The organism is Streptacidiphilus alkalitolerans, from assembly GCF_042511045.1.
GTDB classification, from domain to species: domain Bacteria; phylum Actinomycetota; class Actinomycetes; order Streptomycetales; family Streptomycetaceae; genus Streptacidiphilus; species Streptacidiphilus alkalitolerans.
Genome location: NZ_JBHEZX010000006.1, coordinates 413,651 through 440,255, shown reverse-complemented (window position 1 = coordinate 440,255; position 26,605 = coordinate 413,651). Strand labels below are relative to the sequence as shown.

Below are 26,605 nucleotides of genomic sequence, written 5' to 3'. Positions count from 1 at the left end.
GTCAGCCCGAGGGTCGGCCCGAGGGTCGGCCTGGCGATCCGTCAGGCGGCCCGGCAGGTGAAGGCGCGGCGGTAGGCGGTCGGGGTGGTCCGCATCGCCCGGGCGAAGTGGTGCCGGTAGGTGGCCGGGCTGTCGAAGCCCACCGCCGCCGCGACCTCCTCCACCGTCCCGTCGCCGGCCTCCAGCAGCGGCAGGCTGGCCGCGATCCGCTGGGCGATCACCCAGCGGATCGGGCTGGTCCCGTTGCGCCGGGTGAAGTGCCGCAGGTACGAGCGCTCCGACATCCGGGCCGCCCTGGCCAGCGCCGGGACGGTCAGCGGACCGGCCAGCCGGTCCAGCGCCCAGGCCATGCTGCGGGCGATCCCGTCGTCCTCCTCGGCCACCGGCCGCACCGCCGCCTCGATGTACTGCGCCTGCCCGCCCTCGCGGTGGGTCGGGACGACGAAGCGGCGGGCGACGGTGTTGGCCACCGTCGCGCCGTGGTCGCGGCGCACCAGGTAGAGGCAGAGGTCGATGCCGGCCGCGCTGCCCGCGCTGGTCAGCACCCGTCCGTTGTCGACATAGAGGACGTCCGGGTCCACCCGCACCCGCGGGTACCGCTCCGCGAGCAGCGGGGCGTAGCGCCAGTGCGTGGTGGCCCGCTGCCCGTCCAGCAGGCCGGTCGCGGCCAGCGCGAACGCGCCCGAGCAGATCGACACCAGCCGCGCCCCGCGCGCGTGCGCCGCCCGCAGCGCGGCCACCACCGCCGGCGGCACCTGCCCGCCGGTGTCGGCCACCCCGGGGACGATCACGGTGTCGGCGGCGGCCAGCGCGTCCAGCCCGTGTTCGGCCTTGACGCTGAAGCCGCCGACCACCCGCAGGTCCCGTCCCGGGCGTTCGGCGCAGACCAGCAGCCGGTACCAGGGGAGGTCGCCCAGTTCGGGCCGGTGCAGCCCGAACACCTCGACGACCACCCCGAGTTCGAACGGCGCCATGCCGTCGAAGGCGAGGACCGCGACGGTGTGCGCGTCCTGGTCGGGGGGCCGCGAGGTGATGGTCAGCATGGCCGGATCCTAGCGAGCGAGGGATTTTCCGCCAACCGGCCGGCCCATGCGGCCCGACCGCCGGGTCAGCCGGTCAGCCCCGCCATCCACGCCTCGACCTCGCTCGCGCTGCGCGGCAGCGCGGCCGAGAGGTTGCGGCTGCCGTCGGCGGTGACCAGGATGTCGTCCTCGATCCGGACCCCGATGCCGCGGTACTCCTCGGGCACGGTCAGGTCGTCGGCCTGGAAGTAGAGACCGGGCTCGACGGTCAGCACCATGCCCGCCTCCAACTCGCAGTCCACATACGCCTCGGTGCGCGCCTGGGCGCAGTCGTGGACGTCCAGGCCGAGCATGTGGCCGGTGCCGTGCAGGGTCCAGCGGCGCTGCAGCCCCAGTTCCAGCACCCGCTCGACCGGGCCCTCGACCAGGCCCCACTCGACCAGCCGCTCGGTCAGCACCTGCTGCGCCGCCTCGTGGAAGTCGCGGTAGCGCGCGCCGGGCCGCACCGCGGCGATGCCGGCCTCCTGGGCGTCGTAGACCGCGTCGTAGATCCTGCGCTGCAGCGCGTTGAAGCTGCCGTCGATGGGCAGGGTGCGGGTGACGTCCGCGGTGTAGAGGGTGTGCGTCTCCACGCCGGCGTCCAGTAGCAGCAGTTCGCCGGGGCGGACCTCGCCGTCGTTGCGGACCCAGTGCAGCGTGGTGGCGTGCGGTCCGGCCGCGCAGATCGAGCCGTAGCCGATGTCGTTGCCCTCGACCCGGGCGCGGCGGTAGAAGGTGCCCTCGATCCAGCGCTCGGAGCTGGCCACGGCCTGGGCCAGCTCGCGGACCACGTCGGTGAAGCCCTTGGTGGTGGCGTCGCAGGCGGCCTGCAGCTGGCCGACCTCCCACTCGTCCTTGACCAGGCGCAGTTCGCTGAGGAAGACCCGCAGCTCCTCGTCGCCGTGCCGGGTGGTGTGCTCGGCCAGCACGGCTTCCAGGCCGGCGTCGTAGGAGCGGACGATCCGGGTGGGTGCCGGCCGCTCGTCGGCGGCCAGCGCCAGCTCGTCGGCGGCCTTGCGGACGTCCCGGGTGGCCAGGCCGAGCAGCGCCTCGGCCTCGGCCAGGCTGTGCCGGCGGCCGACCCACAGCTCCCCCTGGCCGTCCAGCCAGAACTCGCCGTTCCCACGGTCGGAGCGCGGCAGCAGGTAGGCGGTGGCGTCGTGCCCGCCGTCGCCGCGCGGCTCCAGCACCAGGACCGCGTCCTGGGTCTGGTCGCCGGTGAGGTGGACGTACTCGCTGGAGGCGCGGAAGGGGTACTCGGTGTCGTTGGCGCGGGTCTTCAGGCTCCCGGCCGGGATCACCAGCCGGTCGCCGGGGAAGCGCGCGGACAGCGCGGCGCGGCGCTTGGCCGCGTAGGCGGACTGCTCGGCGGGAGCGAGGTCGCGCCGTTCGGTGTCGGCCCAGCCGGACTTCATGACCTCGGCGAGCTCGTCCGAGAGGGCCGGATAGAGACCGTTCTTACGGGCCTTGATCGGGGTCGCCTCGGCCTCCTCGGTCCCTGCTGCTTCCGCTGCTGCCTCGGTCGCGTCGTTCACCTGTGTCGCCTCCACGTCGTACGGGACCGCCCCGGCGCGTCAGGGGTGAGACGGGTGGGCGGTCCCTACAATCCTAGAGCCAACGAACGGGTGAACGGGAGGGCCCGGGCCCTCCCCGGCGCTGCTCGGCGCTCCCGCGCACTGCCGCCGGTGCTACTCGAAACGGGCCGCGAGCAGCACGATGTCGTCGGCGCGGGTCCCGGTCTCGCTCTGCTGGTCCGAGCCGCCCAGGCAGCTGCTGAGCAGATGGGCGCAGAAACGTTCCGGGTCCTGCCGCACCTCGCGCGGCGCCGCGGCGGCGGCGGACCGCAGCCGGGCCTGCCCGGAGTGCAGCGACCGGCCGCAGCGACGGGCCAGCCCCTCGGTGTAGAGCAGCAGCAGGTCGCCGCGGTCGGCCCGGAGCTCCACCCCGGGTGCCTCCCAGCAGCTGAGCATCCCCAGCGGCGCGGACAGCGAGGTCTCCACGAAGCTGGCGCCGAAGGAGGTGACCAGCAGCGGCGGGCACTGTCCCGCCCCGGCCAGCGACAACTGCCGGCTGCGGGGGTCGACGTAGACGTAGAGCGCGGTCGCGGTGCGGGCCGGTTCGGTGGCCTTGAGCAGCAGTTCGAGGTCGCCGAGGACCGCCACCGGGTCCTCCCCCTCCAGCACCGCGTAGGCACGCAGCGCGGCCCGGATCCGGCCCATCGCGGCGGCGCAGTCGGGCCCGCCGCCGGTGACGCTGCCGACGCTGAGGGCGAGGCTGCCGTCGGGCAGCGCCAGCGCGTCGTACCAGTCGCTGCCCGCGGAGAGGTCGAGCCCCGCGGGCAGGCAGCGGGCGGCCAGCGCGATCCCGGGCACCCGGGGGAGCCGGTCCGGCAGCAGGCCGCGGCGCAGGGTGTCGGCGGTACGGCGGAGCCGGTCCCGTTCGATCTCCTTGGTGATCAGCCGGGACGCGGCGGAGCAGTAGAGCCCGGCCAGCCGCTGCGCGTGCTCACTGGGCGCGGCGGGGGCGTCGTAGAACCAGACGGCCGCCCCGAAGGGCTCGCCGCCCGCGTCGGGGCTGGTCAGCGGCAGTGCGTAGGAGCCGCTGATGCCCAGGTGCGCGGCCACCTCGCGGAACCGGGCCCCGACGGCCGAACCGGGGGTCGATCCGGCGGCCGGACCGACGGCCGCCCCGTGGGCTTCGCCGATCGGTCCCGGGTGGTGCACCGCGCTCTCGCCGAGCAGCAGTCCGGCGTACGGGCCGCTGTCCCGGGGCACGGTCTCCAGCGCGCCCAGGGCCGGTCGGTCCAGGCCGAAGCCGAGGGTGGTGCCGGGGGAGTCGACGGTTCCGAAGGCGGGGGTGTGCGGATCGGCGTTGGAGGTGAGCAGCAGCATTCCGCGCTGGGCGCCGAGGATGGCGGCCCCGGCCTGGAGCACTCCGTGCAGCGCCTCCTCCAGGTCGGTGGCGGCGGTGAGGCGCTCGGTGAGCTCGTAGAGCAGGGTGAGGTCGGTCAGCGGGTCGTCGGCGCGGCCGGTCTGCGGGCCGCCGTGCGGACCGCTCTGCTGGTCGGCGAGCGGATCGGCGAGCGGATCGGCCGTCAGGTCGGCCGCCGGGTCGCCGTCCGCCGACTGCGGTACACCGCGTACGGGCGCGGGCTGCGGCGGGGCAGCCGGGCTGGGAAAGCCGAGGGGCTGCCCTTCGAGGGGCTGCCCGTCGAGGGTTTGGCCGGCGCGGGGTGAGGGGGACTCAGCCATGTCGTACGCCCTTCGCACCGAGTGGGGTAACGCGGAGTGAGCGGTTGGCACGCGGGGATGATTGCGTCGTTTGTGCGGGACCAGGCATTCTGCACCCCCATGTCATGCCATACGGCAATTAATGACTCACTTCTACACATACCGATCGGGTGATGTCCAGAACTGCGGGCTGTCGGATGATTGGTGTCATTGCCCGATTGCCTGGCCGAAAAACGTCACTGATTGTGATCGCTCCCCAGTTCGTTTTCAGGCTGTTGCTGACACCGGGTCAGCGCGACGCCAGCGCCCGGCGCACCTCGCGCCGTCTGCGTGCCTCGCGCAGCCGGGCCCGGAGTCCGCTGCGGCTGGCCCGGTGGTCCCAGGGGACGGGGATCTCCACCACCCGGAACCCCTGCCGCAGCAGGTCGATGATCAGACCGGGGCCGGCCCCGGATCCCTCGGACAGCGGCTCGGCGGCGCTGAAGGCCGCCCTGGTCAGACACAGTTCCGCGGCGAGCGGACGGGTGGCGGTGAAGCCGGTGGCCCGGACGATGCCCCGGCGGGCGAACCGGGACGCGCCGCGCGCCGCCGACGCCTCCCGCGGCTCGGCCCCGGCCAGCACCAGGTCGGCCTTCCCGGCGAGCACCGGGTCCAGCAGCCGGACCGCCTCGCCGGCGCTCTGCTGCAGGTCGGCGTCCAGCAGCAGCAGGTGCCTGGGCGCGGTGCCGGGCAGGTCGACATCGGCGACCTGGCCGATCCCGCGCAGCAGGGCCGCGGTCCGGCCGACCTTGCCGCCGAGCCGGACCACCACCGCGCCGGACTCCTCGGCGACCCGCGCCGTGGAGTCGGTCGAGGCCGCGTCGACCACCACCACCAGGTCCACCCCGGGCAGCCGGCGCGCGGCCAGCACGGTGAGGGCGATCCGCGACGCCTCGTTGTGGGCCGGGATCACCACCGCGACAGCCGACGGCGTGTCAGCGGCCCCGGGGGCCCCGGCCGCCAGTGGTTCTTCCCGACCTTCTTGACCGTCCCGGCTGTCCCGGTCGTCCCGCTCGCCGGCGGCGCCATTGCTGGCCGGCTCCCGCTGCGCATCCATCCCCGGATCGTACGAGTACCGACGCCCCGGTGCGGGCCGTTCCGGACATGCCAACCGGTCCTGACGGTCCGCCAGTCGTCCGCGGCCCGCCGCCGCTGACCCGAACGGTGGAACCACCACCCGTTCCGCTGCGTCGATCCGAACGATGGGTGACGCTGGAAACGGCGCTGGAAATACTGGGGGATCCCCCGGCTTCCGGGGTACAAGCCTGGTAGGGACGGCAGGTCAATCGCCACCCTGCGCCACCCCCTCGCCAGGTACCGCACAACGCGTCGGGCGTGGTGCGCTTCTTTTTGCGCGAGGTCACGTACCGATCCTTGACTGGCTCACGGAAAGGAACGAGTGCTCATGCGCGGGGTCCGCACCACCTCCCTCCGTTCGCGACTCCTCCCCTGGCGGCAGCCGCCCGGTCTCCCCCGTCCCTCCCGGAGCACCCTGCGCCGGGAGCGGCCGATGTTGCTTGCCACCGCTCTGACCTGCGCCGTCGACTGGGACTGGCCGGTGCTGCCGGGCGCCGCCGCGGGCCGGGACGGCTGCCTGTGCCCACGCCCCGACTGCCCGACCCCGGGGGCGCATCCGTACGACCCGTCGCTGCTCGCCGCGACCACCGACCCGCGGATGGTGCGCTGGTGGTGGGGACGCCGTCCGGACGCGCCGGTGCTGGTCGCGACCGGCGGGCGGGTGTCCGCGGTCAGTCTGCCGGCGGCGGCCGGGGTGCGGGTGCTCGACTACTTCGACACCCTGCGGATCAGGACCGGTCCGGTGATCGCGACGCCGAGCCGGTACGTGCTGCTGGTGGCGCCGTACACGATGCAGGAACTGGCCGAACTGCTGATCGCCCAGGACTGGGTGCCGACCAGCCTGCGCTACCACGGCACCGGCGGCTACGTGGTGCTGCCGCCGTCCAGGACCGGTGCGGGCGGGGTGCGCTGGGCCCGCGAGCCGGTGCCGGAAGCACCGCAGGCGCCGGGCGGACTGCTGGACGGACTGCCGGACGGGGTGTCGGACGGCATGTCGGACGGTGGGTCAACTGCGCCCTGGCTGCCCGGGATCGGTGAACTGATGGGCGCCCTGGTCGCCGCGAGTGCCGCCGTGCCGGACGGTGCACGGCTGGCGTACTGAAACCCGGCGGAACGTCCGGGAAAAGTGAAGGCTCAGCCGCTGGCGACGGGGGATGCACCAGCGACTGAGCTGTTTAAACCGTAACAAGTTTTCCCGCGCAAGCAAATTCCCACGACAGTGCGGAAGGCACTGAATGCGCCCCTTCAGAGGGTGTTGTGACGCATATCACTGAAATGTGTAACGGAATGTGCTGAAGTGAAAACGATGCGTAAAGAAAAGCCGGTCAGCCCAGTGTGACCTGACGGTTCACCAGGCCCGCGCGCGCCCGGCGCTCGTCCGCGCTGAGGGGCGCGTCCTGCGCCAGCGCGCCGGCCAGCCGCTCGACGAAGGCCGCCGCGGGCTTCTCGCAGTCGTCCGCCGTCATCTCCGAGGGGAGGTCCCACACCGGCACGGTCAGCCCGTGCGCACGGAAGGAGCCGACCAGCTTGGTGCCCTCGCCCAGGCCGGCCTCGTCGGCCGCGGCCAGCCGCGCCAGCGCGTCCAGCAGCGGCTCCTCGGCGTGCGGCATCACCCAGCGCAGGTGGTTCCGGTCCGGCACCGAGCACCAGTAGGCGGTGTCCACCGAGCCCAGCCGGACCGTCGGGATGACCTCGGCGTTGGCGGCCTCCAGCGAGGCGGCGACCTCACCGGTGGCCGAATCCGCGTCCTCCAGCCAGTACTCGAAACCGGTGTGCACGGTCGGCGCGAACGCCGCCGAGGTGTCCAGCAGGTCCTGCAGCCGAGGGGTCTCGGCCGCCGGACGGCGCGGCGGGACGGGGGTGCCCGGCTCCGCGGCCAGCGCCTGGACCAGCGCGTCCGCCAGGTCCTTGCTGATGTCGCCGGAGGAGCTCTGGGTCTGCAGGCCCAGCAGCACGCTGCCGTCCTGGCGGCGCAGGGCCGGCCAGGCCATCGGCAGCACGGTCGCCAGGGTCACCGAGGGGACCTCGCCGACCGCCCCGGCCAGGGCCTCCGCGGTCAGCGTCAGCGGCACCGTGGCCGCCGGGACCAGCTCGCGCAGCGCGACCCAGTCACCCTCGCCGGGCAGCCCCTCGAACGGACGCGCCACCAGTTCCTGTACGGCGTGCGAGGCTTCGCGACCGTGGCACGCCTTGTAGCGGCGGCCCGAACCACAGGGGCACGCTTCGCGTGCGCCGACGACCGGGATCTCCCCGGTGGCGGCGGCGGTGGACTGGGCGCGGGCGGGCGCCTTCTTCGCGGGCTTCTTGGCCATGGTGCGGATTCTCCCGGTGGGGCGGCTCACAACTTTCCGCCCCGAGCCTAGTGGTGCCGGGGCCAGGTCGCGTCCGGTCGTGTACGACCCCTGCGGTTTCCGCGGCCCCAGGTGGTGGCCGGTGGCGGTGTGCGGTGGCCTCGGCGGTGGCCTCGGCTCAGACGGCGCTCTGGGCGCCGTTGTGCTCACTGTCCCCACGCCGTGCGTGGCGGGCCCGTACCGGCAGCACCGCCCACACCGTCACCTCGCCCGGCGCGTCCCGTACCCCCCAGTCGCTGGCCAGCTGTCCGACGATGCCCAGGCCGCGTCCGCCGCGCGCGGTCAGCGAAGGGCTGCCCCGGCGGGGGCGGGTCGGGCCGCCGCCGTCGGTGACCTCGACCGTCAGCAGCCCGTCGCTGTGCAGCTCCCAGCCGACGACCACCCGGCCGTCGTCGGGATAGCTGCCGTCCTGCTGATCCGGGGCCGGTGCCGTGGCTGATGCCGGGGCCTGACTCGAGGCCGGGGCCGGAGCCGGTGTCGACACCAGTTCCAGGATCGGGGCCGGGACCTGCAGCGGCTCCAGCGGCCTGGCATGCCGACAGGCATTGCTCAGGAGTTCGGAGAGTATGAGGACGGCATCCTCGATGACGACATCCGGTACCTGCTGCCCGGCGAGGTCCTTGCGAAGCCGACGCCGTGCAGCGCTCACACTTTCTGGACCATGGGGCACCGCCATGGTCGCCGAAGAAGTCGGCACATCTCGCGCTACCACCAGCGCCACCCCCGGACCTCCTCCTCAGCTGTCAACCAGGGTGTGGATGCCCGGTGCGAGCACAGCGGAAACGAGAATAGAAGGACCGCAACAAGCCTTCTTGACGTGGCAAACAGAACCCTCGGTACTCATTTCACTATGCGTAGCCATGTCGTCACTGAGGGTTTATCAAAGGCAGTGAAGAATGGCGGAGCGGGGATTTTTCGGCCATTTCCATGCGCGGTTCCCGCGCCTGTTCCTGCGCCCGCGTACGCCCGTCGACCATCGACGAGAACGCGCTCTCCCGGTGTTCGTATCGTCGGTACTAACGCCCCAGCTGGTCAAGTACCTGGCGTGGATGATTGGTGATGATGGCCTCGACGCCCAGCCGCAGGCACAGCTCCACGTCCTCGGGATCGTCCACCGTCCAGACGTGCACCCGGTGCCCGGCGCGGTGCAGCGCGGCCACGTAGCCGGGGTTCTCCCGGACCAGGTCGATGCCGGGGCCGGCGATCCTCGCCCCGTAGGGCAGGCTGCCGTCCCGGAAGCGCAGCGGGACCCGCTCGGTCAGGAAGACGGTGGGGACGGCGGGCGCCAGCTCCCGCACCCGGCGCAGCGACAGCTGGGAGAAGCTCATGATCCGCACCGGGGAGCGCTCGCCGCTGCTCGGGGTGACCAGATCGAATCGGTGCAGCAGTTCGAGGAGTTTGCGCTCCACGAGGCCCGCGTAACGGGTGGGGTGCTTGGTCTCGATGGCCAGCTCGACCCTGCGGCTGGAACCGGTGGCGAGCTCGAGCAGCCGCTCCAGGGTGAGGACGGCGGTGTGCTCCTCGTCGGCCCAGTCGACCGGGTCGCCCTTCCAGGAGCCGAAGTCCAGTTCGGAGAGCTGGGCCAGCTCCAGCGTCGACACCACGCCCCGGCCGTTGGACGTCCGGTCCACCTTGCGGTCGTGCACACAGACCAGATGGCCGTCGGCGGTGAGCCGGACATCGCACTCCAGGGCGTCGGCGCCCTGGTCGATGGCCAGCTTGTAGGCCGCGAGGGTGTGCTCGGCGAAGGTGCCGGAGGCGCCCCGGTGGGCGACGACACGAGTGGCCTGGCGGTTGGGGAGGACAACCGGGGTGAGTCGAACGTTGGACACGGGACCACGATAAATCGTGCGCCGCCCGCACCCCGGTTGCCCCAGGTGAACACTGACCAGGTGTCCGGTAAACGCCGCCGGGCGCCACCGCCTCGGCCGGCTGGCTGGCACCGTTCCGGCCGCCCGCCCCGCGCCCCGCCCCCCGCGCTCCGGCCCCCGCGGCCCCCGCTCAGTGACCCTTGCGGAGCAGCGGTGTCAGGGCCCAGGTGAGCAGCGCTGGGACGACGAAGGAGAACAGCGACGCCGACGTCCACACCTGCGGCTGGAAGTGCAGCGCGTTCTGCGCATGCGTCCAGAACGTCGGCCACCAGCTCGCCCAGCCGGTGAGCTCCGCCGGATAGATCAGCTGGTAGACCACAAAACCCACCGCCCAAGGCAGCAGCGTCAGCCAACGCGTAGGCGCACTCTCCGACAGGTCCCAGCCCCCCTCCCGTCGCCCCGCTCCGAAGAAGAAGTCCACCGCCAGCACCGCGGACAGCGGCACGAACACCGCCCCGATCAGGCCGAGGAACGCCTCGTACCCGCTGAAGTCGGTGACCAGCAGCGCGAGTCCGGTCACCAGCGCGCCCAGGGCGACGGTCAGGATCCGCCGGTCGATCCTCGGGAAGAGGTTCTGCACCGACATCGCGGTCGAGTACACGTTGGCGAAGGACTGGTCCGCCTCCCGCAGCACCAGGACGGCGAAGAACACCCAGCCCGCGGTGATGCCCATGAAGGTGGTGAAGATCTTGTCGGCGTCGCCGCCCACCTGGAGCAGCGCCATCAGCCCCACCACGTAGCACCAGACCTGGGAGACCGTGTACCCGCTGAACGCGCCCCAGAAGGAACTGCGGGTGCTCTTCGCGTGCCGGGTGTAGTCGGCGGCCAGCGGCACGAAGGAGATGGAGACCGCGATCACCGCGTCCACGGCCGGCAGGAAGCCGGACCAGCTGCCGTCCTTGGGGGACGGCACCCCGCGGCGCAGCAGTTCCACCGTGAAGAACAGCATGGCGATCCCGACCGCGACCGCCACGTACTTGCGCAGCACGGCGATGGAACCCAGCGGACGGATCGTCATCGCCGTCGTCAGCGCCCCGGCGGCCAGGACGTACAGCCAGTGCGGGCCGCCGTCGAAGAGCGCGTTCGCACCCATCGCGATCACGGTCAGCTCGAACACGCCCCAGCCCAGGCACTGGACGATGTTCAGCACGGTCGGCAGGTAGGACAGCCTGGTGCCGAACAGTCCGCGCAGGATCGCCATCGCGGGCGCGCCCGCCCTGGTCCCGATCACGGCGGCGACGCCCAGCATCACCGAGCCGATCACCGTGCCCACGACGACCGCGGTGAGCGCGGCCGGGATGGAGAGGTTCTTCCCGTTGACCACCAGGACGGTCGCGGCGCTCTGGAAGCCGATCAGGCTGACACCGAGGTTGGTCCAGAAGGCCGCCTGGTCGCGGAACCCGAGCGTGCGCGGCGGTTCGGTGTCCAGAATGAGTGGGGCCTCGGCCCGAAGCCCCGGTGTCCCCTGTTCCAGGACAGGGGTAGGAGAAGGGGACGGCGAAACGGACGTCATGATGCTTTCAGCTCCCTACGCCGGCATTACCCGGTCAGGTTCAAGCGGTCGGCACCCCGTTCGGCGCCCTCTCAGCCTGGAATGGTCCAAGCTCCCGCGTATGTGTTCGATCGACATCGTAGGGCCTGCCCAGCAGCAGGCCAAGGTCCCGTCCGCGCCTTGGATGAGGCTGGGCTGAACCGTGGATGAGTGAAGCTGTGGGGCGGCTAAGGAAGCTCTCACATGCATGCGCTATAGATGCGGTCAGGGGAATTAGCGCATGGCTGACCCTTACGATGCCCTGACAACGGGTGGGCAATGCTATGGGACGCCAGTCCCACAGGAGGAGGTCATTCGTGAGTACCGAGCACGAGGGCGGGTACGCCGGGTCGCAGCAGCCCGCCCCCGTCGACGGGGCAGCGGCAGGGCCGTCCCCCTACGCGCAGGAGCGCGCCGTGCCGACTGACGCCGCGGACGACACCGTCGTCCAGCCGGTCTCACCGCCGGTCGACCCGACGCTCGCGGGATTCCCGCCACCGGTCGTACAGCCCCAGCCGGCCGCCCCGGCCCCGGCCGACGCCGGCGTTCCGGCCCCGGTCCCCGCCCCGGTCGCACCCGCAGCGGTCGCGGCACCGGCGGCCGAGGGCGGGTACGAGAACCCCACCGTCCCGTCGGCGCCCGTGTCCGAGCCCGCGCCCGAGCCCGCGCCGGCGTTCACGTCCGAGCCGGCACCGGCAACCGCGCCTGTGTCCGCGTCCGGATCCGGGTCCGCACCTGACTTCCCGCCCGCGCCGGCCCAGGCCGCGTACCCCGAGCACGCTCCCGCCTACCCGGCGGACGCCCCGGCGTACCCGCAGCAGCCGCCGGTGTACGGCGCCCAGCAGCCCCCGCACCAGCCCCCGCCGTACGGCAGCTATGCCGGTGGGGACTACCCGCCCTCCGGCGAGGGCCCTTACGCTCCCTACGGCACCACCCCGCCGCGCAAGAAGCGCCGCGGCGGCCTGATCGCGCTGCTCGCCGCGACCGCGCTGGTCGCGGGCGGCATCGGCGGCGGCATCGGTGCCGCGTTGGAGACCCACAACAGCTCGGACGGCTCCACCGTCGTGTCCACCACTGTGGACCCGAAGGCGCTCAGCCGGGCGCCCGACAGCATCGCCGGAATCGCCGCCAAGGCGCTGCCGAGCGTGGTGACCATCTCCGCGAGCAACTCGCAGGAGTCCGGCACCGGCACCGGGTTCGTCTTCGACACCGACGGGCACATCCTGACCAACAACCACGTCGTCGCGCCCTCGGACAACGGCGGCAAGCTGTCGGTGAAGTTCTCCGACGGCACCAGCTACCCGGCGACCATCGTCGGCCGCGCCTCCGGCTACGACGTCGCGGTGATCAAGATCGACGGCACCCCGAAGAAGCCGCTGGTCCCGCTGGCGCTCGGCAACTCCGACGCGGTCGCGGTCGGCGACACCACCATCGCCATCGGCGCCCCGTTCGGCCTCTCCGGCACGGTCACCTCCGGCATCATCAGCGCCAAGAACCGCCCCGTCGCCTCGGGCGATGAGACCGGCGCGCAGACCTCGTACATGAACGCGCTGCAGACCGACGCGTCGATCAACCCGGGCAACTCCGGCGGTCCGCTGATGAACTCCTCCGGGCAGGTCATCGGCATCGACTCGGCGATCCAGTCGACCGGTCAGAACAGCGACACCGGCGGCCAGTCCGGCAGCATCGGCCTCGGCTTCGCGATCCCGATCAACCAGGCCCAGTGGGTCGCCCAGCAGCTGATCAAGACCGGCAAGCCGACGTACCCGATCATCGGTGTGCTGCGCGACGACAGCTACCAGGGCACCGGCGCCAAGATCGCCGCCGCCCCGGTCCAGGGCACCCCGGCGATCACCGCCGGCGGTCCCGCGGACAAGGCCGGCCTCAAGCCGGGCGACATCATCACCGAGCTCGGCGGCGTCCAGATCGACAGTGGCCCCACCCTGGTCAGCGAGATCTGGTCGCACCACCCGGGCGACGTAGTCAGCGTCACCTACACCCGCGACGGCAAGACCCACACCACCAGCGTCACCCTGGGCTCCCGCGTCGGCGACCAGTAGCAGCAGCAGCGGTAACCCGGGCCCCGGTCTCCTCCCCCGGGAGCCCAGCACGGCTCCCCCGGCCCCGTACGGCACCAGCCCCACGCCGTACGGGGCCAATCGCTTCCCAAACCGGCCCCGACTCATGAGAAGATCCCTGAGCGCGGATCTCACCACCAGAGGGCCCGTGCAAGGAGAGCTGCCCGAGCGGCCTAAGGGAACAGTCTTGAAAACTGTCGTCGCGGGGAACCGCGACCGAGGGTTCGAATCCCTCGCTCTCCGCAGGTAGCGAACGAGCTGGTCAGGGCGGTCGATGGGGTCATCCCAGCGACCGCCCTGTTCGATTTCCATCCCACTGTGTCTCACCTGTGTACCGGTCCTGACCAGCGTGTCGGGGCCAGACCGGGGCCAGGATCGCTACACGGTGGGTGACACGGAATCGTCGTCGGCCGCATCGTTCAGGGCCTGCTCAATCTTGCTGTTCGCCTGCTCGCGCTTGCCGTCCAAAACCTTGGCGTAGAACCGGTAAAGGACAGCGACGCTATGCCCGGCACGTCGGGCCACCTCCGTGGGATCGACCCCGGAGACGAGCCACAGCGTGATGCCCGCCTTCCGAGCGGCGTAGGGCACCTCTGCAAGCGGCGTTGCCACCTGTTCCTCGGAGAGCGCCACCGCGCGGGCCAGCTTCCAGACGTTCGAGTAGTCCTTCGTCTGCACTACGCCCCCTTCCGAAGCCTGGAACAGACGCCCTCCAAGACCAGTGCCGTAGGTCTCCAGATGCTCCCGGAGGATTGCCACCAGGACCGGGGGAATGGGTACATCCCTGGTGGCCTTACGGGCACGCCGTTTAAGGCCCTTCTCGTCGTGTGACCTGCCGTCGTCCGTCCAGGTGGAGCCCGCTCGGGGAGAGCTACCCGCGAGCAGAAGTCGCCCCCACCCGGATTCCGGCAGGGTGCAGTCCTTCTTACGCAGGTCCATCACTTCTGCCGGCCGCATGCCCGCGTAGTACATGCAGGCGAAGAATGCAGCCAGGTGACGCCCTCGCGGACCCACGGTGCGGGCTGCCGCGATCAGCGCTTTCGACTGCTGCGGACTCGGCACGTACCGCCAATCGATCTCGTCATCCGTCTCCGGGGGCGACCAGTCGATGAACTGAAGTGGATTGGCCGTGAGCTGGCGGCGCTCGATGCCGTAGCGCAGGCAGTTGTTCAGGACCATCCGCTTGCGGCGGATGGTGGTCGCGGCGGCTTGTGCGCCGTTGAGCTGCAATGTCAGAGCTTCCAGTCCGGCCCGCAGGACGTCCGGCTCTTCCAGTTGCGCCATAGGGACAGACTTGCGCTCCAACCATTCGAGGGCCGCCGCGATCTGTTCCGGAGGTGGGGGCGTCCTCCCCGAGAAATTGAATGCCCAGCCGGTCAAGGCCCTGCGAAGTACCCGGGCCGGCGGGGCACCCTTTCGATCCGTCACCAATGCGGGGGTGACCATGGCGAGCGCATCCGCCCTGGTGCCCCTGCTCTTCGCGGATGATCGTTTCCACTTCATCTCAGCGTACTTCCTGGCGTGTTCGAACCATGTGCTCTGGTCTTTGAGACGCAGCTCTGATGCGGGTACGCCGGTTTCGGCGTCGAACTGTTCGCCTTTGCGCATGGCCGTGCGCAGTTCGGCTTCCCGCCCCTGCGCGAGTGTTTTCGTTGCGTAACTCTTGGAATGTCTCTGGATACCGACCGTCCACCGCAGCTCATAGGGCTTCGGTCGGCCGGGCCTCTCACGGATCTCGTTGATTCGCACGTCAAAGGTGAGCAAGGCGCGTCCTCGCAGAAGGAAGGGCCCCCGGGTACACCCGGGGGCTCTTACGGTGGAATGACGGTAAGTCAGGCAGCCCCGGTTTCGCAGGACTGCCACCAGGCGTCCAGGTCGGAACGACGCACCCGCAGGTGGCCGTTGGGCAGCTTGTGGATACGCGGGGCCTGGCCCCGGGCGCGCATCCGATAAAAGGCAGCGCGGCTCATGTCGATCTCGATCAGAACCTCGGGCAACTTGAGCATCTGGGGGCGAGACACGGAAGGGCTCCTTGGGTGTGAACGATGGGTATTGGACTGGCGTGCTCCGAACGGGCGGTCCGGGGCGCGCCTGTCTGAGGTGGGGATTTCTGCGTCACAGCGTCATCTGCGTCATTCGAGGTGTTGACCTGCGGGTTTGGGTGACGCAGAGGTTTTTGTCTGCGTCATCCTGTGACGCAGGCTGCGTCACGGCGTGACGCAGGTGACGCAGAATGACGCAGAGAAATCCGTCTGCGTCATGCCCGTTGCAGCAGGTCAGGGGTCGCTTTTCGGCGTCTGGTGACGCAGTGACGCAGGCTTCCCTCTCTTAGGAAAAAGAGAGGGGATCTGATTGGCGTCGGGATGGGGTCAGCTCGCGCTTAGGGAATACAAGAGGAGCACCGCTGGCGCGGCGGGGCGGGTGCTCCTCTTGTCTTCCTTGACGGTGCGCCGGTCAGGCGAGGGGGTCCTGTTGGTGCGGCGGTGGTGTGTGCGGCCGGGCCATGGAGATGTAGCGGGCCCCGCTGTCGCGGCCCCAGTCGATGAGGACGTTTCGGGCGGTCAGGGTCGGTTGGAGGCGTTTGAGGCGGTCGGAGAGGACCTTTCCGGTGGTGGGCCATCCCTTGGGCAACGGGCGGCATTCGTCCCCGGCGTAGAGGCCGGTCAGGCAGTGCAGCCATTCGGAGGACGTCATCCGCACCTCCGCGCCGGCGGCGAGGGTGGCGGCATGCCGAAGGACGATCTGTGCGAGCAGGTCCCCCTCGATCACGTCGTCGTTGAGGTCGTCCAGGCTGGTCCGGTAGGCGTTGAGCGTGGCCAGTCCGGTGGCGGTGTCGAGTTGGGCGCACAGGTGGGCGAAGTCGGCCATGCGCAGGTCGGTCGGCGTTTCTGCTTCGGCCGCGCGGACCTTGACGGTGAAGTCGAGCAGGGAGCCGAGGATGACGGGGAGGGCTTCCTCGAACTCCACCCACAGTTCGGCTTCGGTGCGTCGGATGCGGGGGCGTTCGAGTCGGAGCGGGAGGAGGCGTTCGGCGAGGTCGGGGCGGATGACTCCGACGTCGATGCCGGTTAGGAGCAGGGGGCGGCGGTAGCGGGAGCGGTGGACGTCTCCGTCGGTGAACAGGGCGCGTTTGATGGTCTCGGCTCCAGTGACGATGCAGCACATCAGGTCGGACAGATCAGGGTTCAGGTGGGACAGGTTGTCCAGGGCCGTGATCCACCCGGCGGCCACAGCGGAGATCAGGTTCTCCTCGTCCTTCGGGGCCCGGCGCAGGTCTCCGCTCATGCCCTCGATGATCCGCACCAGCATCCGGCCGGCGGTGGACTTGCCCGCCCCCTGCGGCCCGGTCAGGAACGGTGCGGGGACGGGGACGGTGGGTCCGAGGCAGCCGATGAGCCAGGCGATGGCCAGGGACTCGGTGTCGGCGTTGGCGAAGTTGCACAGCCGCATGAGCAGGTCGATGCCCTTGCCGTCGGTGTCCTTGGCCGGCATGGGCAGTTCCCCGGTGAGTTGGGTGCGCCGCCAGCACACCTCTGCGGGGTCGGGTGTCAGGACGGTCCACCCGGTGGGGTGGATGCGCACCGACTGCCCGTCGTCGCGCCCCAGGTCTAGCCAGGTCGCCCCGTCCAGGCCGGGGGCCACGCGGATGTGCACGGGCTGCACGTGCTCGCTCAAGGCCAGGGCTTCGATCAGGTCCAGCGCCTCCTTCAAAGCGGTGCCGTTGAAGACGCCGTGGCCGTCGTGGAACAGGCCGACCATGAGTTCCTGCCGGTGGCTGCCCGTGGTGCCCTGCGAGCGGATCGGCCGGGCCACAGGGTGCCCGTTCTTCTGCGCGTACACGGTTCCGTCAGCGGTCCGGAAGTATCGGAAGAACTGCTGCGCGTAGTCGGCGATGACCTGCCGGGCCGGGTCTTTGTCCTCTTCGGTCATGGTCACATCCCCAATTCGGTCAGCGCGTTGGCCCAGGCGTCGGCGCAGTGCCGGGGCGTTTCGCCCTTGGCCTGCGCTGCGGCGAAGAGCTGTTGGGCGTGGGTGTCGGTCAGGCAGCCGCATCGCCCGTGCGTGGACAGCACGGCCAGGAACGTGGCGTAGACCGTGGCGTGCACCGCGCTGCGTGCCTCGCTGATGCGCTGCACGGCCATGGTGATGCCCCGTTCCAGGTAGGCGGGCGTCCAGTGCCGGCACACTGGGGCCCCGGTGGGCGTGGGTATGGTGATGGCCTGCGGTGCCGACCGGCCTGCGGGCTGTGTCTTCACGGCGACCAGTGCCCGGACCGGCTGCGGGAGGTCGGCCAGGGGCCCGGTACCGGGACCGAGCCAACGGGCGTAGGCCATAAGGGATTTGATGTCTACGCCGGGGCGGACCGCGTTGGCGGAGCGCATCGAACCCCGGTAGATCCAGTGCTGCCCGCGGGTGGTGGGCACGGTCCGGGTGGGCGGAAGGTGCTGCCGGGCCCAGCCCACCGCATCGGGGGTGTCCAGGTCCACGACGGTCAGCCCAGCGCCGCCGGGGTGGTAGGCCACGGCGGCGGCCTGCGCCCATGCCCGTGCCCATGCGGCCGAGGTCAGGGTATGGGTATCGGTGGTGGCTGCGGCCCAGCCGTGGCACGGGGCGGAGCAGTGGCAGGGGCCTGCGGTCTTCATGTTCGGCCTGCCGCCGCAGGCGTAGCCGGCGCACGTGCGGCAGTTGCCGAACGGCACCTTCCCGACCCGCAACGGCAGCACCGGCACACCACCGCAGGCCAGGCGCACCGCCAGGGAAACGAGGCCGGAGCGGGGTGAAAACATGCCCTGGTAGCCCTCGGGGGCCGCCAGGACGGCCGCAGGGCGATCGGTGCCTACTTTCATAGGGTGCCGCTCCCTTCACGGCGAGAGAGGGGCCGCCAGGCCCCTCTCTCGCTTCAACTGTCTTTCAAGGAAGGCAAGTTGGGGCTTGCTGTGGTGGGCCGGGGGTCAGTCGGCTTCGGGGTGGGTCGGGTGCGGGGTACGGGTGTCGAGTTGGAGGTAGGCGCGTCCGCCGGGGTAGTGGGCGGGCTCGGTGATCGTGAAGTAGGCGCGCAGGACGTTCAGCACCTTCTCCTCGGTATCCGGGTCGCCGGTCACCAGTCGCAGGTGGGCGGTTCCGGGCAGGGGCGCGGGTCGGTCGGGGCGGGGTCGGCGGGTGGTCATCCGCTATGTCCTTCGTCGGCGGTGGTGGGTGGTCAGGCGGGCGTGGTGCCCGGTCCCGAGGTGCGGGTGTAGTGGGCCAGGCGCCGGACGGTGGCGGGGTCGTCCTCATCGAGGGCGGCGGTCAGGGCCGCGTTCAGCGCGATGGCGGGGGCGTCGGGGGTCTCGGTGCCGGGGGCGGGCAGGGCGGTGGCGCGGGTGCGGGGATCGAGCAGCAGGGCGGCGGCGTGGGCGACACTGTCGGGGGTGGGGACGTCGCCCCCGACCAGGCCGTGGACGTCAGAGCCGCCGCCGGTGGAGTCGCAACTGCACCACTGCCAGCCGGTGACCTGGTCCCAGTAGAGGAGCACGCCGCGCGTGAAGCCGGCAGCGGCGGCCCGCTCGCGCTCCAGGTAAATGACGATCTCCATGAGCATGGTCTCGCCGTTGTCGCTGTCGTAGGCCGCCCACGACTCGGCCGGGTCGGCAGTGCCGACCAGGGCCGTCATGACAGCGGTGAAGTAGGGGCCGTGGGGCAGGATCATGGGACTTCTTCCTTCTGCTGGTCAGGCGGCCTTGGCGAGCGGGGAACGGGCCGCCAGGTTCATGGCGTGGAGTTCGGTGTAGGACATGGCCATGTGGGCGTCGTGGTCGGTGTGGAACCGGTCGATCAGGGACCGGCAGGCGGCCTGGCCGAACGCGGTCTCCGAGCGTCCGCACCTGCATACGTAGTCGGCTTCCGGCGGTGGAGCTCCGTACCAGGTGGGGGCATAGATCCGGATGCCGGGCTGCTCATGGTTGGGCACCATGTCCGGGCTAGCGTGGCGGCAGCGAGGGGGGCCGGCGTTGGCGGTCATCTCCTCATGCCGCTGTTCCGTCGCGTGCTGCGCGTTGACGGGATCGGTAACTGCGTTGCCGGCACGCTGGTGAGCAGTAGCGCGAGGGACGTCCCGGCCCGGTGGGTACAGAGATGGGATTGGGGCACTCCAGGCACCGCATTACGTCACGGATTTCGTCACGCAAAGCGTGCAGCGGTGGCAATGCTGGGGCGTTGCGGCAGGCGCGTTCCCACAGGATGCGGGCCACCCCGTCCGTGCCGCGGTCCGCCCGGTGCCGCGAGGGCGTATCCCACCCGGTACGGGGCCGAAGAACGGCTACCTGCGTCCACCCAGCACCACGCAAACTCGCACCAGACTCGCCGTCTTGGGTGTAGGTCAAAACGCGTTGGAACCCTGCCGCGGTCGCCACCCGCGCAGCTGCCCCGTACAGAGCTGAACACGCGTTCGGCGTGCCGTCCGTGGCCACCCGAGTGACCTCAACCTGCCACCCGGTATCCAAGGCCCGGGCGACAGGGCGCCCGATGATGGCTGCGCCGTGCAGGGCCCCGTCCTCGCCCAGAACGCCCAGGGAGAAGCGGTGACCCTGCGGGCGGCGGTGGTGGCGGTGGTAGCGGTCCACCACGGCACAGGCATCCGCGAGGACCAGCGGGATAACGGTCAGCCGTTGCTGACCAGGTGCAGCCGACATCAGTGGGCTGCTCTGATCAGCGGTTGCGGTTGCTGACGCGGACGTTGACCGAACCGCGTCCGCCGCCGCTGCTGTGGCTGAGCAGCCAGACCAGGGCGAGGACGGCGGCGAGTGCGGCCAGTCCGGCGGTGGCGGCGGTCAGGGCCTGGAGCAGGAACCCGACCCCGACGCCGGCGGCGCCGATGCCGATGCCGCCGGCGAACAGCCGGGCCACCCACGGGTCCCGGGCCGCGCTGTACCCAGCAGGCTGCTGCTGCACGGCGTGCGGGGCGGTGGCCAGGTACGCGGGCTGGTACACGGGGAGCGGCGCGGGGGTGGGCTGGTAGGTCACCAGCGGCGCGGCCGGGGCGGGGGCGTAGTAGGGGTGGCCGTCCGGGGTGAAGTGCACGGCCGGAACGGTGGGCTGTTCTGCGGGCTGCGGGTACACGGAAACTCTCCTGACAGGTAGTCAGTGCTGATTGGCGGGGCGGTGCGGGGCCTTCCCGGCGGCGAGGCCGCAGCACGCGCCGGTTGGTCACTCTTTGTGCAGGGAGGGAGGCAGGGGTGTCCCAGGACAGGGGCCCTGCGGGGCGTTCTGGCAGGTCAGAGACCGTGCCTCCCTGCCTCCCTGATCATGTGTCGTTACTGATCAGGGCAGGGATGGGGGCCAGGGAGGCGGGGAGGGACAACTCCCTGCCTCCCTGACGGCCTCCCTTTACTCAAAGTCACCGTTCGCGGTGTCGGTGGTGCGCTGGGCGAGGGCTTCGAGGACCTTGGCGCGGGCGATGACCATCTGCCCGTCCGACTTGTGCGGCGCCGCCCCGCAGGCTTCGAGCACCTGCTTGAGGTCGGGGAACGCCCACTGCCCGTAGACCCCGGGGTTGTGCTGGGCCAGGCGCAGGAGCACGACCTGGGTGCGGGTGCGCGGTCCTTCGTCCAGCACAGCGGCGATGTCCGCCAACGGGTCCACCTGCACCGTGTCCTGCACGGCGGTCAGGGTGGTGACCGTCTCGCGGCGGCTCTTGATGCGGTCGGCGATGGCGGTGGCGTCCTGACCGGCGATGAAGTTGGTGCGGATCGTGGTGGCGGCCTGCCCGGGGGCGAGCTTGACCCCGTCGCCGGCCACGACCACGGTGCCCTTGTCCAGGCCCTGCCGCAGCTTGTGCGGCGCGGCCCCACCGTCCACGGCCTTGTCCCCGATGGCCATCCGCGCCTGCTCTTCCGTGCCCACGACCAGCGAGGCGCGGATGTGCGCGCCCTCGCGCACCAGCTTGGGCAGGTTCTCGTTCGTCGGGTCCTGCGTCCCCTCCCACAGGGTGATGTTCAGTGCACGACCCTGGTTGTGGATCTTGCGGACGGCCATGAAGTAGCGGCTGGTGGCCTTGGTGCCGCCGTAGGGGCGCCCGTCCTCGCCCTTGGCCGGGCACATGAACGCGGCCTGCGCTTCATCCACTACCGCGATGATCGGCCGGAACCGGGGGTCCTTGCGGGACATCTCCGGGGTGATGCCGTCCGTGGCCCCCGATGCCTTGAGCAGCGCGATTCGCCGTTCCATCTCGGCCACCAGCTCTTCGAGCATTTCCGTGATGGCGATGACGTCCTCGTCGGTGGGGCCCTGGATGAGCAGGGTGGCCAGGCCCTGGAACATGGCCCAGTCGCCTACACCCTTCAGGTCCCCGATCCGCAGCTCAACGGAAGGGTCCATGGCCGCCCACAGGGCCAGGGCGCGAAGGGAGGCGGTCTTGCCCTGGTTGGACAGACCGGTGATGAGCAGGTGGCGCTGCCACAGGGACAGCAGGACCAGGTCCCCGCGCAGGTCCTGGCCCCACGGGGCCCTACCGCCGTGCAGGTCCGCCACCATCTCCGGGTCCGTGACCAGCGCGGACGGGCCGATGGGCTCATCGAGTGCGCCGGAGTCGGCGATCCACATCCGCACGGTGCGGGCGGCCTGCGGGATCGTCAGGAACACCTCGTGCTCATGACGCCCCAGGTTCTCCGCCAGCTTCCGGCGACGCTTCAACACCTCCTCCGTCGACACCCCGGAAGGCAGAGTGGCGTCCACCTCGACCCCGCACCCGGCGATCCGGATCGGCCCCAGCATCCCCGCACCCGCGTCCCCCATGTCCCGGATCGCGGTCCGCAACGGGGCAATCCCCAGGTCACGCAGCGAGGTGACCACGATGGACGGGGTGATCGGCTCCCCGTCCGTGCTGCGCTGGTTGGCGGGCATGGCCCAGGCGGGGGCGGCGCCGCGCTTGCGGCCGACGTTCCACAGGCCGAGCATGGCGAACCAGGGGCCGAACGCCACCAGCGGGCCCCACACGATCGAGGCCACGACCACGATCCACCGCACGACCTCGATCAGCGTCATGGTCGGCGCGACGACTTCAGCGATGTTGTGTTCGGCGATGGCCAGGGCGATACCGAGCAGCAGCAGGAAGCCGCTGCCGGCCAGGGTGCCGGCAACGGCGCTCTTGGCCAGGCGCTGCGGGGCCATGACCAGGTCCATCCGCCGCTGGTGGCGGGCCGAGCGGAAGGCGGCGGCGCGCATCTCCCACTCCATCGCCACGTCGTGCTGGCCTGCGGCCTCAGCCGTGCGCATCATGCGTTCGTACCGGGAGGCGGTGCGGCCCTCCCACGCGCGGCGGGCCACGATCCCGCCCCCGTACAAGGTGAACAGGCCGTGCCTGGCCACCAGCCGGGCGGCCTTGCGGGTGTGGTCGTGCGTCACCGCCGTGCGCACCGCACGACCGGAGGAGCGGACCCACGCCGCACGGCCCTCGCTCAGCCGGCGGGGGGAAACCGTGGGGACGTGTCCCGGGGTGGTGGTGGGCTGGTACACCGAGTCCTGCACCAGGTCATGGGGTGTGGTGCGGGCGGCGCGGGCCTTGCCCAGGTCCAGGATCTCCCCGCCCATGGCAGAGGAGTTGAGCTGTGCTTCCAGGCGCGCGAACAGCTCGCGCTCCGGGTCGTTGTCACCTATCGGGTGGTGATTCACTTGGGGTTCCTTGTCCGTGGGTCCTTCGGGCTTGCGGGAAGGGGTGCCGGGGCACGGCTCTTGCTGGCAGGCGTGGCGTGCCCCGGCGGCAGAACTAGCGGTGGTCGGGCTGCGGTACGGCGCGGCAGGTGCCGGCGTGGTCGTTGGCGGCGGTCCGCATGGCGGCCAGGTCCGGGCTCGGGGTGTCGCCGGAGCGGGCGGCCCAGCAGCCCTGGCAGTGCCAGGTGTAGACCGGCCATCCGCCGGCCGGGGCGTGCTTCGGGTTGGCTCGCACGCTGTAGAGGTGGGCGTCCGGGTCAAAACTCTGGACCAGGGCCACCAGGGCCCCGCCCAGGGTCAGGAAGTGCGCGATCGGCCCGGCCGCCTGCGGCAGGGCAACGCTGGTGATCGTGGACTGCATGGCGGTATCTCCAAGTGAGGTCAGGCAGCCAGGGCCGCAGGTTCCGAGCACGGGACGCAGGTCCCCAGCGAGCGGGGGATGACGTAGCCGGCATCGCGCCGGCAGGTCGGGCAGGTCCGGCGCGCGAGCATCGCCGCAGCCAGCGCAGCCCACCTCGCCGCGGTCATCGGGCGCACCGGTTTGGCCAGGTCAACGCGGTACAAGTACGCCACTCGCGGACCCTGTCCGAGCCGGGAGAACCACATGAGCTGAGCGGCCACATCCTGACCACCAGGGCGAAGCCCCTTGGCCCGTAGCTGGCGGCGGGTGGCCAGGCCATCGGGGGCCAGGCGGAACGGGTAGGTCGGGGTGCCGCCGAAGCGCTTGCCGATGGGGTCGTAGAACCTCACGCCGCGCCCCCGCCGGCGGACACCCCTGCTGCCGTGGCGGCGCTGTCGGGGACGGAGTGCAGCGGGGAACGGGCCTCCTGGTAGCGGGCGGCGACCCAGCCGGCCGACCACCCGGTCAGCTCCACCGCACGCCGTTGCGGAACTCCGGCCGCCGCGGCAGCGTGGACCGTGGCCCGCGCGCGCTCCTCCGGCACCCGCTCCGTCACCGCTGGAGCGGACAGTAACTCTTCCCTCCGCTCGCGCTCACGGCGCTCACGCTCGCTCGCCTCGCGCTCACGGCCCTCACGCTCAGCGCGCTCGGCCGCCTCCCGCCGCGCCTGCTCCTCGCGTTCCTCGCGCCGCAACCGGGCCTGGTACTCGCGCTCCTCACGTACCAACGCGGCCTCGTACTCACGGCGCTCGCGCTCGCGCCGATCGGCTGCCTCCTGCTCGGCTTGGCGCTCCTGCCGGGCCTGGCGCTGGCGTTCCTCCGCCCGGCGTTCGATCTCGGCCCGTTCCTCGCGTTCAGCGGCCTGGCGTGCGTCCAGGGCCCTGGTGATCGCGCGCCGGTAGGACAGCGACGCCTCAGCGGTGACGATCAGCAGCAGCGGCGCGACCGCGTGCACCGCCACCCCCACCCCGTCCCGCTCCAACGCCGAAAGACCCGTGTTGAGCAGGACCGTCATCAAGCCCGTCAGCCAGCGCAGCACGACCGGCCACCGGCCGCCGTGCCCTCCCAGCCGGGCCAGGGTGTTGTCCAGGCGGACCACGATCACCACCGCCGCGTCCACCACCAGCGGCAGCACTGGAGCCGTCCACCGCCACCCTGCCGGCGTGTGCCCCGCCATCAGCGGGGTGACCGTGAGCACGCTGTAGAGCACCGCACCAGCGGTGATCGTCCACGTCCCCACACCCAACGCACGCTCGGCCGACCGGACCTGGTCCGAACTCATCTGCGCCCTCATCATCACCACCGCCCCGGCCGCCGTGAGCGTCCGGTGAGCGCCGTAAGCGCCGGTGCCGGGTTCATGCCTGCCACCCCCGGACGATCTCCTCCGTCGCCGAGAGGGCGCAGTGCAGGCCGGCCACGTCGGGCGCCCGGCCCTGGTTGACGCGGTCTCGAGTACTGCGCAGGAGCACGGCCAGCGAGCGGACCACGGCACGCAGCGTGTCCACCTCGCCGAGCAGGTTTTCAACCGCGTCGTCCATGACCAGGACATCGCGGAACTCGTCGTCGCCCAGGACGCGGATCGCGTCCAGGCGCTGCGGGGTGGTGGTCATGCCGCCACCGCCGCCCTGTTCGCGGGCCGGCGGGCCGGTCGCTGGCGGTGCAGGGGAAGCGTGTCGAGCAGGTCGGCGGCCAGGTGGGACACGCGGTCGATCAGGTCGGGGTCATCGGCCAGGATGTCGCGCGCCGCAGCCTGCCGCGCCGCCTGCTCCTCCTCGCTCTCACCCTCGACCCCGAGCCACAGGTCCAGCGGGGTGCCCAGGGCCAGCTCAATGAACTCGTCGGTGCTGCGGGCCTCGTTGTGGCCGATGAAGTTCTTCATCCCTTGCCACCGCGCCCGGTCTCGCTGCGGCGGTTGGCGTCCCGGACCTTGTCCGAGAGCGCCTGCCGCTCCTCCTCTGTCAAGCTGAACATGCGGGGGCCTCCGTTATAGGTGCCTGCGAAAGCGGCCCCGGTGTTCGAGCACCGGGGCCGCACTGTGTGAGGAACTGGGCCACCAGGACCCACAGCCCCCGACGCACCACCCGAGGGGCGAGCGCGCCAGGGACTGTAAGAGCTGGTGAAACGTGTTGTCTCCTTCCGGGAGCGTGCTCCCGTTTCAGGCTGGAGACGTGACCGGAGCCGTTCGGTCATGCCCTCCGGCTGCCAAGGTGCCGGGAACCTCCCCCCGACCAACGCGGGGCTCCTATTTCACTGCTCTGAGCAGCCCAAAGAAGGCCCCTCATGTCGTTTTCCGGTTCTCCCGGTTGCGACATGCTTAAGCTATCCAACTTGCTTAGGCAGGTCAAGAGGGTTGGGTTTCTCGCCTATGTTGACCATGTGTCCTACAGTGGGCGTATGAGCCTTGACCCAGATGACTCGCGCCCCCCGTATCAGCAGGTCGGCAGCTCTCTCCGGGCTTCGATCCTCACCAAGAAGGCAGGCTTCGAACCTGGCGACAAAATCCCGTCCGGACCTGAGCTTGCGAAGCACTTCAAGGTCGCCCGCGGAACTGTAGACAAAGCCCTAGACCTGCTCAGGAGCGAAGGGCTGATCGTCACTCGCCAGGGCAGCGGGTCCTTCGTGCGGGAGCGCACAGAGCGGCCGGTCGGTCTCCGACCGCACCTTGAAGCGGCCTTCGCTCAGCCGCAGGTGACCATCGACTTCGCTGGGTTCTCCAGCGAGACACTGCATAACGCGATGTTGGAACCGCTCGACAAGATTCGGTCCGGGCGGTTCACCCCGGAGTCGATCGCGGTGCGACTTCTGCTGCCGGACACCACGGCACCGATGGCAGTGCCTGTATTGGTGGAGGGACTCAAGGATGAGCCTGCGCTGCGGGAACGTGCGCGTCAGATCGCGCTGACCAATGCTGCGGGGATTGCCCACTCAGTCGAGGTGCTCGCGGAACTTGGGCTTGTGCAGTCAGCCACTGTCCTTGTGAAGGTTCACCGGGCATCGCCCCTGTTCAAGCTGTACATCCTGAACCGGACCGAGGCATTCTTCGGGTACTACCCGCTCCGGGAGCGCTCGGCCCCGATCGCGGGTGACCTGCACACCTTCTATGACGTCACTGGCAAGGACACCACGCTGTTCCACCACTCGGCAGGCCCAGATGAGGCGTCCATCGGCTCTCAGTACGTGCAGCAGTCCCAGACCTGGTTCGACAGCCTATGGACAACCATCGCATTCGAGCGTGAGCAGTGAGCACTGTCCCTCAGCAGCTAGTGGACGTCCTCCGTCC

General features: G+C 70.9%; 26 protein-coding genes, 1 tRNA gene and 1 riboswitch. Of the genes, 4 read left to right on the top strand and 23 right to left on the bottom strand.

What is annotated here, in order from left to right:
- Positions 1-41: 41 nt before the first annotated feature.
- The 4 genes from ACEZDG_RS17110 to ACEZDG_RS17095 form a co-directional block, all read right to left on the bottom strand.
- Entirely contained in the window at positions 42-1,043 is a 1,002-nt protein-coding gene (locus tag ACEZDG_RS17110; RefSeq protein WP_380509702.1) for a helix-turn-helix domain-containing protein, read from the bottom strand.
- 65 nt (positions 1,044-1,108) lie between these two features.
- Positions 1,109-2,596, bottom strand: a complete 1,488-nt coding sequence (locus ACEZDG_RS17105) for an aminopeptidase P family protein (RefSeq protein WP_380509699.1) — start codon at positions 2,594-2,596, stop codon at positions 1,109-1,111.
- A gap of 153 nt (positions 2,597-2,749) precedes the next feature.
- Complete coding sequence (locus ACEZDG_RS17100; RefSeq protein ID WP_380509696.1) at positions 2,750-4,312, bottom strand: PP2C family protein-serine/threonine phosphatase; 1,563 nt, start codon at positions 4,310-4,312, stop codon at positions 2,750-2,752.
- 268 nt (positions 4,313-4,580) lie between these two features.
- The gene (locus tag ACEZDG_RS17095; protein ID WP_380509693.1) at positions 4,581-5,387 is read right to left on the bottom strand and encodes a glycosyltransferase; all 807 of its coding nucleotides are present in this window, start codon (positions 5,385-5,387) and stop codon (positions 4,581-4,583) included.
- Positions 5,388-5,840: 453 nt separating this feature from the next.
- Here ACEZDG_RS17095 and ACEZDG_RS17090 point away from each other — a divergent pair, with 453 nt between their 5' ends.
- Positions 5,841-6,509, top strand: a complete 669-nt coding sequence (locus ACEZDG_RS17090; RefSeq protein WP_380509690.1) for a bifunctional DNA primase/polymerase — start codon at positions 5,841-5,843, stop codon at positions 6,507-6,509.
- Positions 6,510-6,732: 223 nt separating this feature from the next.
- Here ACEZDG_RS17090 and ACEZDG_RS17085 read toward each other — a convergent pair whose 3' ends face one another.
- The 4 genes from ACEZDG_RS17085 to ACEZDG_RS17070 form a co-directional block, all read right to left on the bottom strand.
- On the bottom strand, positions 6,733-7,719 hold the full coding sequence (locus tag ACEZDG_RS17085; protein ID WP_380509687.1) for a DUF5926 family protein: 987 nt from the start codon (positions 7,717-7,719) through the stop codon (positions 6,733-6,735).
- Positions 7,720-7,876: 157 nt separating this feature from the next.
- Positions 7,877-8,479: an ATP-binding protein gene (locus ACEZDG_RS17080; protein WP_380509684.1), complete on the bottom strand. Its 603-nt coding sequence runs from the start codon at positions 8,477-8,479 to the stop codon at positions 7,877-7,879.
- A 295-nt stretch (positions 8,480-8,774) separates the two neighbouring features.
- On the bottom strand, positions 8,775-9,590 hold the full coding sequence (locus tag ACEZDG_RS17075) for a glycerophosphodiester phosphodiesterase (RefSeq protein WP_380509681.1): 816 nt from the start codon (positions 9,588-9,590) through the stop codon (positions 8,775-8,777).
- Between the two features lie 169 nt (positions 9,591-9,759).
- Positions 9,760-11,142: a purine-cytosine permease family protein gene (locus ACEZDG_RS17070; RefSeq protein ID WP_380509678.1), complete on the bottom strand. Its 1,383-nt coding sequence runs from the start codon at positions 11,140-11,142 to the stop codon at positions 9,760-9,762.
- Positions 11,139-11,250: riboswitch (TPP riboswitch) on the bottom strand. Its footprint overlaps the gene before it by 4 nt.
- A gap of 227 nt (positions 11,251-11,477) precedes the next feature.
- Here ACEZDG_RS17070 and ACEZDG_RS17065 point away from each other — a divergent pair.
- Positions 11,478-13,220 (top strand): S1C family serine protease, encoded by a 1,743-nt coding sequence (locus tag ACEZDG_RS17065; RefSeq protein ID WP_380509675.1) that lies wholly within the window; start codon positions 11,478-11,480, stop codon positions 13,218-13,220.
- 172 nt (positions 13,221-13,392) lie between these two features.
- A tRNA-Ser gene (locus ACEZDG_RS17060) sits at positions 13,393-13,481 on the top strand.
- Positions 13,482-13,616: 135 nt separating this feature from the next.
- On the opposite strand, the gene ACEZDG_RS17055 is transcribed toward ACEZDG_RS17060, so the two are convergent.
- The 15 genes from ACEZDG_RS17055 to ACEZDG_RS16985 all read right to left on the bottom strand — a co-directional run bounded on the left by ACEZDG_RS17055 (position 13,617) and on the right by ACEZDG_RS16985 (position 25,204).
- A complete protein-coding gene (locus ACEZDG_RS17055; protein ID WP_380509672.1) occupies positions 13,617-15,002 on the bottom strand; it encodes a tyrosine-type recombinase/integrase in 1,386 nt (461 codons plus the stop codon).
- 68 nt (positions 15,003-15,070) lie between these two features.
- Positions 15,071-15,259: a helix-turn-helix transcriptional regulator gene (locus tag ACEZDG_RS17050; RefSeq protein WP_380509670.1), complete on the bottom strand. Its 189-nt coding sequence runs from the start codon at positions 15,257-15,259 to the stop codon at positions 15,071-15,073.
- A gap of 433 nt (positions 15,260-15,692) precedes the next feature.
- Positions 15,693-17,168, bottom strand: a complete 1,476-nt coding sequence (locus ACEZDG_RS17045; RefSeq protein ID WP_380509667.1) for an ATP-binding protein — start codon at positions 17,166-17,168, stop codon at positions 15,693-15,695.
- 2 nt (positions 17,169-17,170) lie between these two features.
- Complete coding sequence (locus tag ACEZDG_RS17040) at positions 17,171-18,025, bottom strand: DNA primase (RefSeq protein WP_380509833.1); 855 nt, start codon at positions 18,023-18,025, stop codon at positions 17,171-17,173.
- 165 nt (positions 18,026-18,190) lie between these two features.
- Positions 18,191-18,406, bottom strand: coding sequence for a hypothetical protein (locus ACEZDG_RS17035; protein ID WP_380509664.1), 216 nt, complete (start codon positions 18,404-18,406; stop codon positions 18,191-18,193).
- 32 nt (positions 18,407-18,438) lie between these two features.
- Entirely contained in the window at positions 18,439-18,927 is a 489-nt protein-coding gene (locus tag ACEZDG_RS17030; RefSeq protein WP_380509661.1) for a hypothetical protein, read from the bottom strand.
- Between the two features lie 21 nt (positions 18,928-18,948).
- On the bottom strand, positions 18,949-19,191 hold the full coding sequence (locus ACEZDG_RS17025; protein WP_380509658.1) for a hypothetical protein: 243 nt from the start codon (positions 19,189-19,191) through the stop codon (positions 18,949-18,951).
- Positions 19,192-19,243: 52 nt separating this feature from the next.
- The gene (locus ACEZDG_RS17020; RefSeq protein WP_380509656.1) at positions 19,244-19,909 is read right to left on the bottom strand and encodes an XF1762 family protein; all 666 of its coding nucleotides are present in this window, start codon (positions 19,907-19,909) and stop codon (positions 19,244-19,246) included.
- Positions 19,910-19,925: 16 nt separating this feature from the next.
- Positions 19,926-20,336 (bottom strand): hypothetical protein, encoded by a 411-nt coding sequence (locus ACEZDG_RS17015; RefSeq protein ID WP_380509653.1) that lies wholly within the window; start codon positions 20,334-20,336, stop codon positions 19,926-19,928.
- Positions 20,337-20,603: 267 nt separating this feature from the next.
- Positions 20,604-22,886 carry an FtsK/SpoIIIE domain-containing protein gene (locus ACEZDG_RS17010; protein WP_380509650.1) on the bottom strand — a complete coding sequence of 761 codons (2,283 nt, stop codon included), beginning with the start codon at positions 22,884-22,886 and terminating at the stop codon, positions 20,604-20,606.
- Between the two features lie 94 nt (positions 22,887-22,980).
- A complete protein-coding gene (locus ACEZDG_RS17005) occupies positions 22,981-23,286 on the bottom strand; it encodes a hypothetical protein (protein ID WP_380509647.1) in 306 nt (101 codons plus the stop codon).
- A gap of 20 nt (positions 23,287-23,306) precedes the next feature.
- Complete coding sequence (locus tag ACEZDG_RS17000; protein WP_380509644.1) at positions 23,307-23,675, bottom strand: RRQRL motif-containing zinc-binding protein; 369 nt, start codon at positions 23,673-23,675, stop codon at positions 23,307-23,309.
- Complete coding sequence (locus ACEZDG_RS16995) at positions 23,672-24,607, bottom strand: DUF2637 domain-containing protein (RefSeq protein ID WP_380509640.1); 936 nt, start codon at positions 24,605-24,607, stop codon at positions 23,672-23,674. Before ACEZDG_RS16995 ends, ACEZDG_RS17000 begins: the two co-directional genes overlap by 4 nt.
- A gap of 73 nt (positions 24,608-24,680) precedes the next feature.
- Positions 24,681-24,935 carry a hypothetical protein gene (locus ACEZDG_RS16990; RefSeq protein WP_380509637.1) on the bottom strand — a complete coding sequence of 85 codons (255 nt, stop codon included), beginning with the start codon at positions 24,933-24,935 and terminating at the stop codon, positions 24,681-24,683.
- A complete protein-coding gene (locus ACEZDG_RS16985) occupies positions 24,932-25,204 on the bottom strand; it encodes a hypothetical protein (protein WP_380509634.1) in 273 nt (90 codons plus the stop codon). The genes ACEZDG_RS16990 and ACEZDG_RS16985 overlap by 4 nt, the downstream gene beginning before the upstream one ends.
- Positions 25,205-25,719: 515 nt before the next feature.
- Between ACEZDG_RS16985 and ACEZDG_RS16980 the strand changes: the two genes are divergently transcribed.
- The gene (locus ACEZDG_RS16980; RefSeq protein ID WP_380509631.1) at positions 25,720-26,568 is read left to right on the top strand and encodes a GntR family transcriptional regulator; all 849 of its coding nucleotides are present in this window, start codon (positions 25,720-25,722) and stop codon (positions 26,566-26,568) included.
- Positions 26,569-26,605 lie beyond the last annotated feature (37 nt).

Excerpts from the sequence above, each read along its gene's own strand:
- ACEZDG_RS17095 (WP_380509693.1), bottom strand. The coding sequence starts at position 5,387 with ATGGATGCGCAGCGGGAGCCGGCCAGCAATGGCGCCGCCGGCGAGCGG.
- ACEZDG_RS17025 (WP_380509658.1), bottom strand. The coding sequence starts at position 19,191 with ATGGTGCCCAACCATGAGCAGCCCGGCATCCGGATCTATGCCCCCACC.
- ACEZDG_RS17085 (WP_380509687.1), bottom strand. The coding sequence starts at position 7,719 with ATGGCCAAGAAGCCCGCGAAGAAGGCGCCCGCCCGCGCCCAGTCCACC.
- ACEZDG_RS17030 (WP_380509661.1), bottom strand. The coding sequence starts at position 18,927 with ATGATCCTGCCCCACGGCCCCTACTTCACCGCTGTCATGACGGCCCTG.
- ACEZDG_RS16990 (WP_380509637.1), bottom strand. The coding sequence starts at position 24,935 with ATGACCACCACCCCGCAGCGCCTGGACGCGATCCGCGTCCTGGGCGAC.
- ACEZDG_RS17005 (WP_380509647.1), bottom strand. The coding sequence starts at position 23,286 with ATGCAGTCCACGATCACCAGCGTTGCCCTGCCGCAGGCGGCCGGGCCG.
- ACEZDG_RS16980 (WP_380509631.1), top strand. The coding sequence starts at position 25,720 with ATGAGCCTTGACCCAGATGACTCGCGCCCCCCGTATCAGCAGGTCGGC.
- ACEZDG_RS17070 (WP_380509678.1), bottom strand. The coding sequence starts at position 11,142 with ATGACGTCCGTTTCGCCGTCCCCTTCTCCTACCCCTGTCCTGGAACAG.
- ACEZDG_RS17100 (WP_380509696.1), bottom strand. The coding sequence starts at position 4,312 with ATGGCTGAGTCCCCCTCACCCCGCGCCGGCCAAACCCTCGACGGGCAG.
- ACEZDG_RS17090 (WP_380509690.1), top strand. The coding sequence starts at position 5,841 with ATGTTGCTTGCCACCGCTCTGACCTGCGCCGTCGACTGGGACTGGCCG.
- ACEZDG_RS17040 (WP_380509833.1), bottom strand. The coding sequence starts at position 18,025 with ATGTTTTCACCCCGCTCCGGCCTCGTTTCCCTGGCGGTGCGCCTGGCC.
- ACEZDG_RS16985 (WP_380509634.1), bottom strand. The coding sequence starts at position 25,204 with ATGAAGAACTTCATCGGCCACAACGAGGCCCGCAGCACCGACGAGTTC.
- ACEZDG_RS17110 (WP_380509702.1), bottom strand. The coding sequence starts at position 1,043 with ATGCTGACCATCACCTCGCGGCCCCCCGACCAGGACGCGCACACCGTC.
- ACEZDG_RS17020 (WP_380509656.1), bottom strand. The coding sequence starts at position 19,909 with ATGTCGGCTGCACCTGGTCAGCAACGGCTGACCGTTATCCCGCTGGTC.
- ACEZDG_RS16995 (WP_380509640.1), bottom strand. The coding sequence starts at position 24,607 with ATGAGTTCGGACCAGGTCCGGTCGGCCGAGCGTGCGTTGGGTGTGGGG.
- ACEZDG_RS17035 (WP_380509664.1), bottom strand. The coding sequence starts at position 18,406 with ATGACCACCCGCCGACCCCGCCCCGACCGACCCGCGCCCCTGCCCGGA.
- ACEZDG_RS17045 (WP_380509667.1), bottom strand. The coding sequence starts at position 17,168 with ATGACCGAAGAGGACAAAGACCCGGCCCGGCAGGTCATCGCCGACTAC.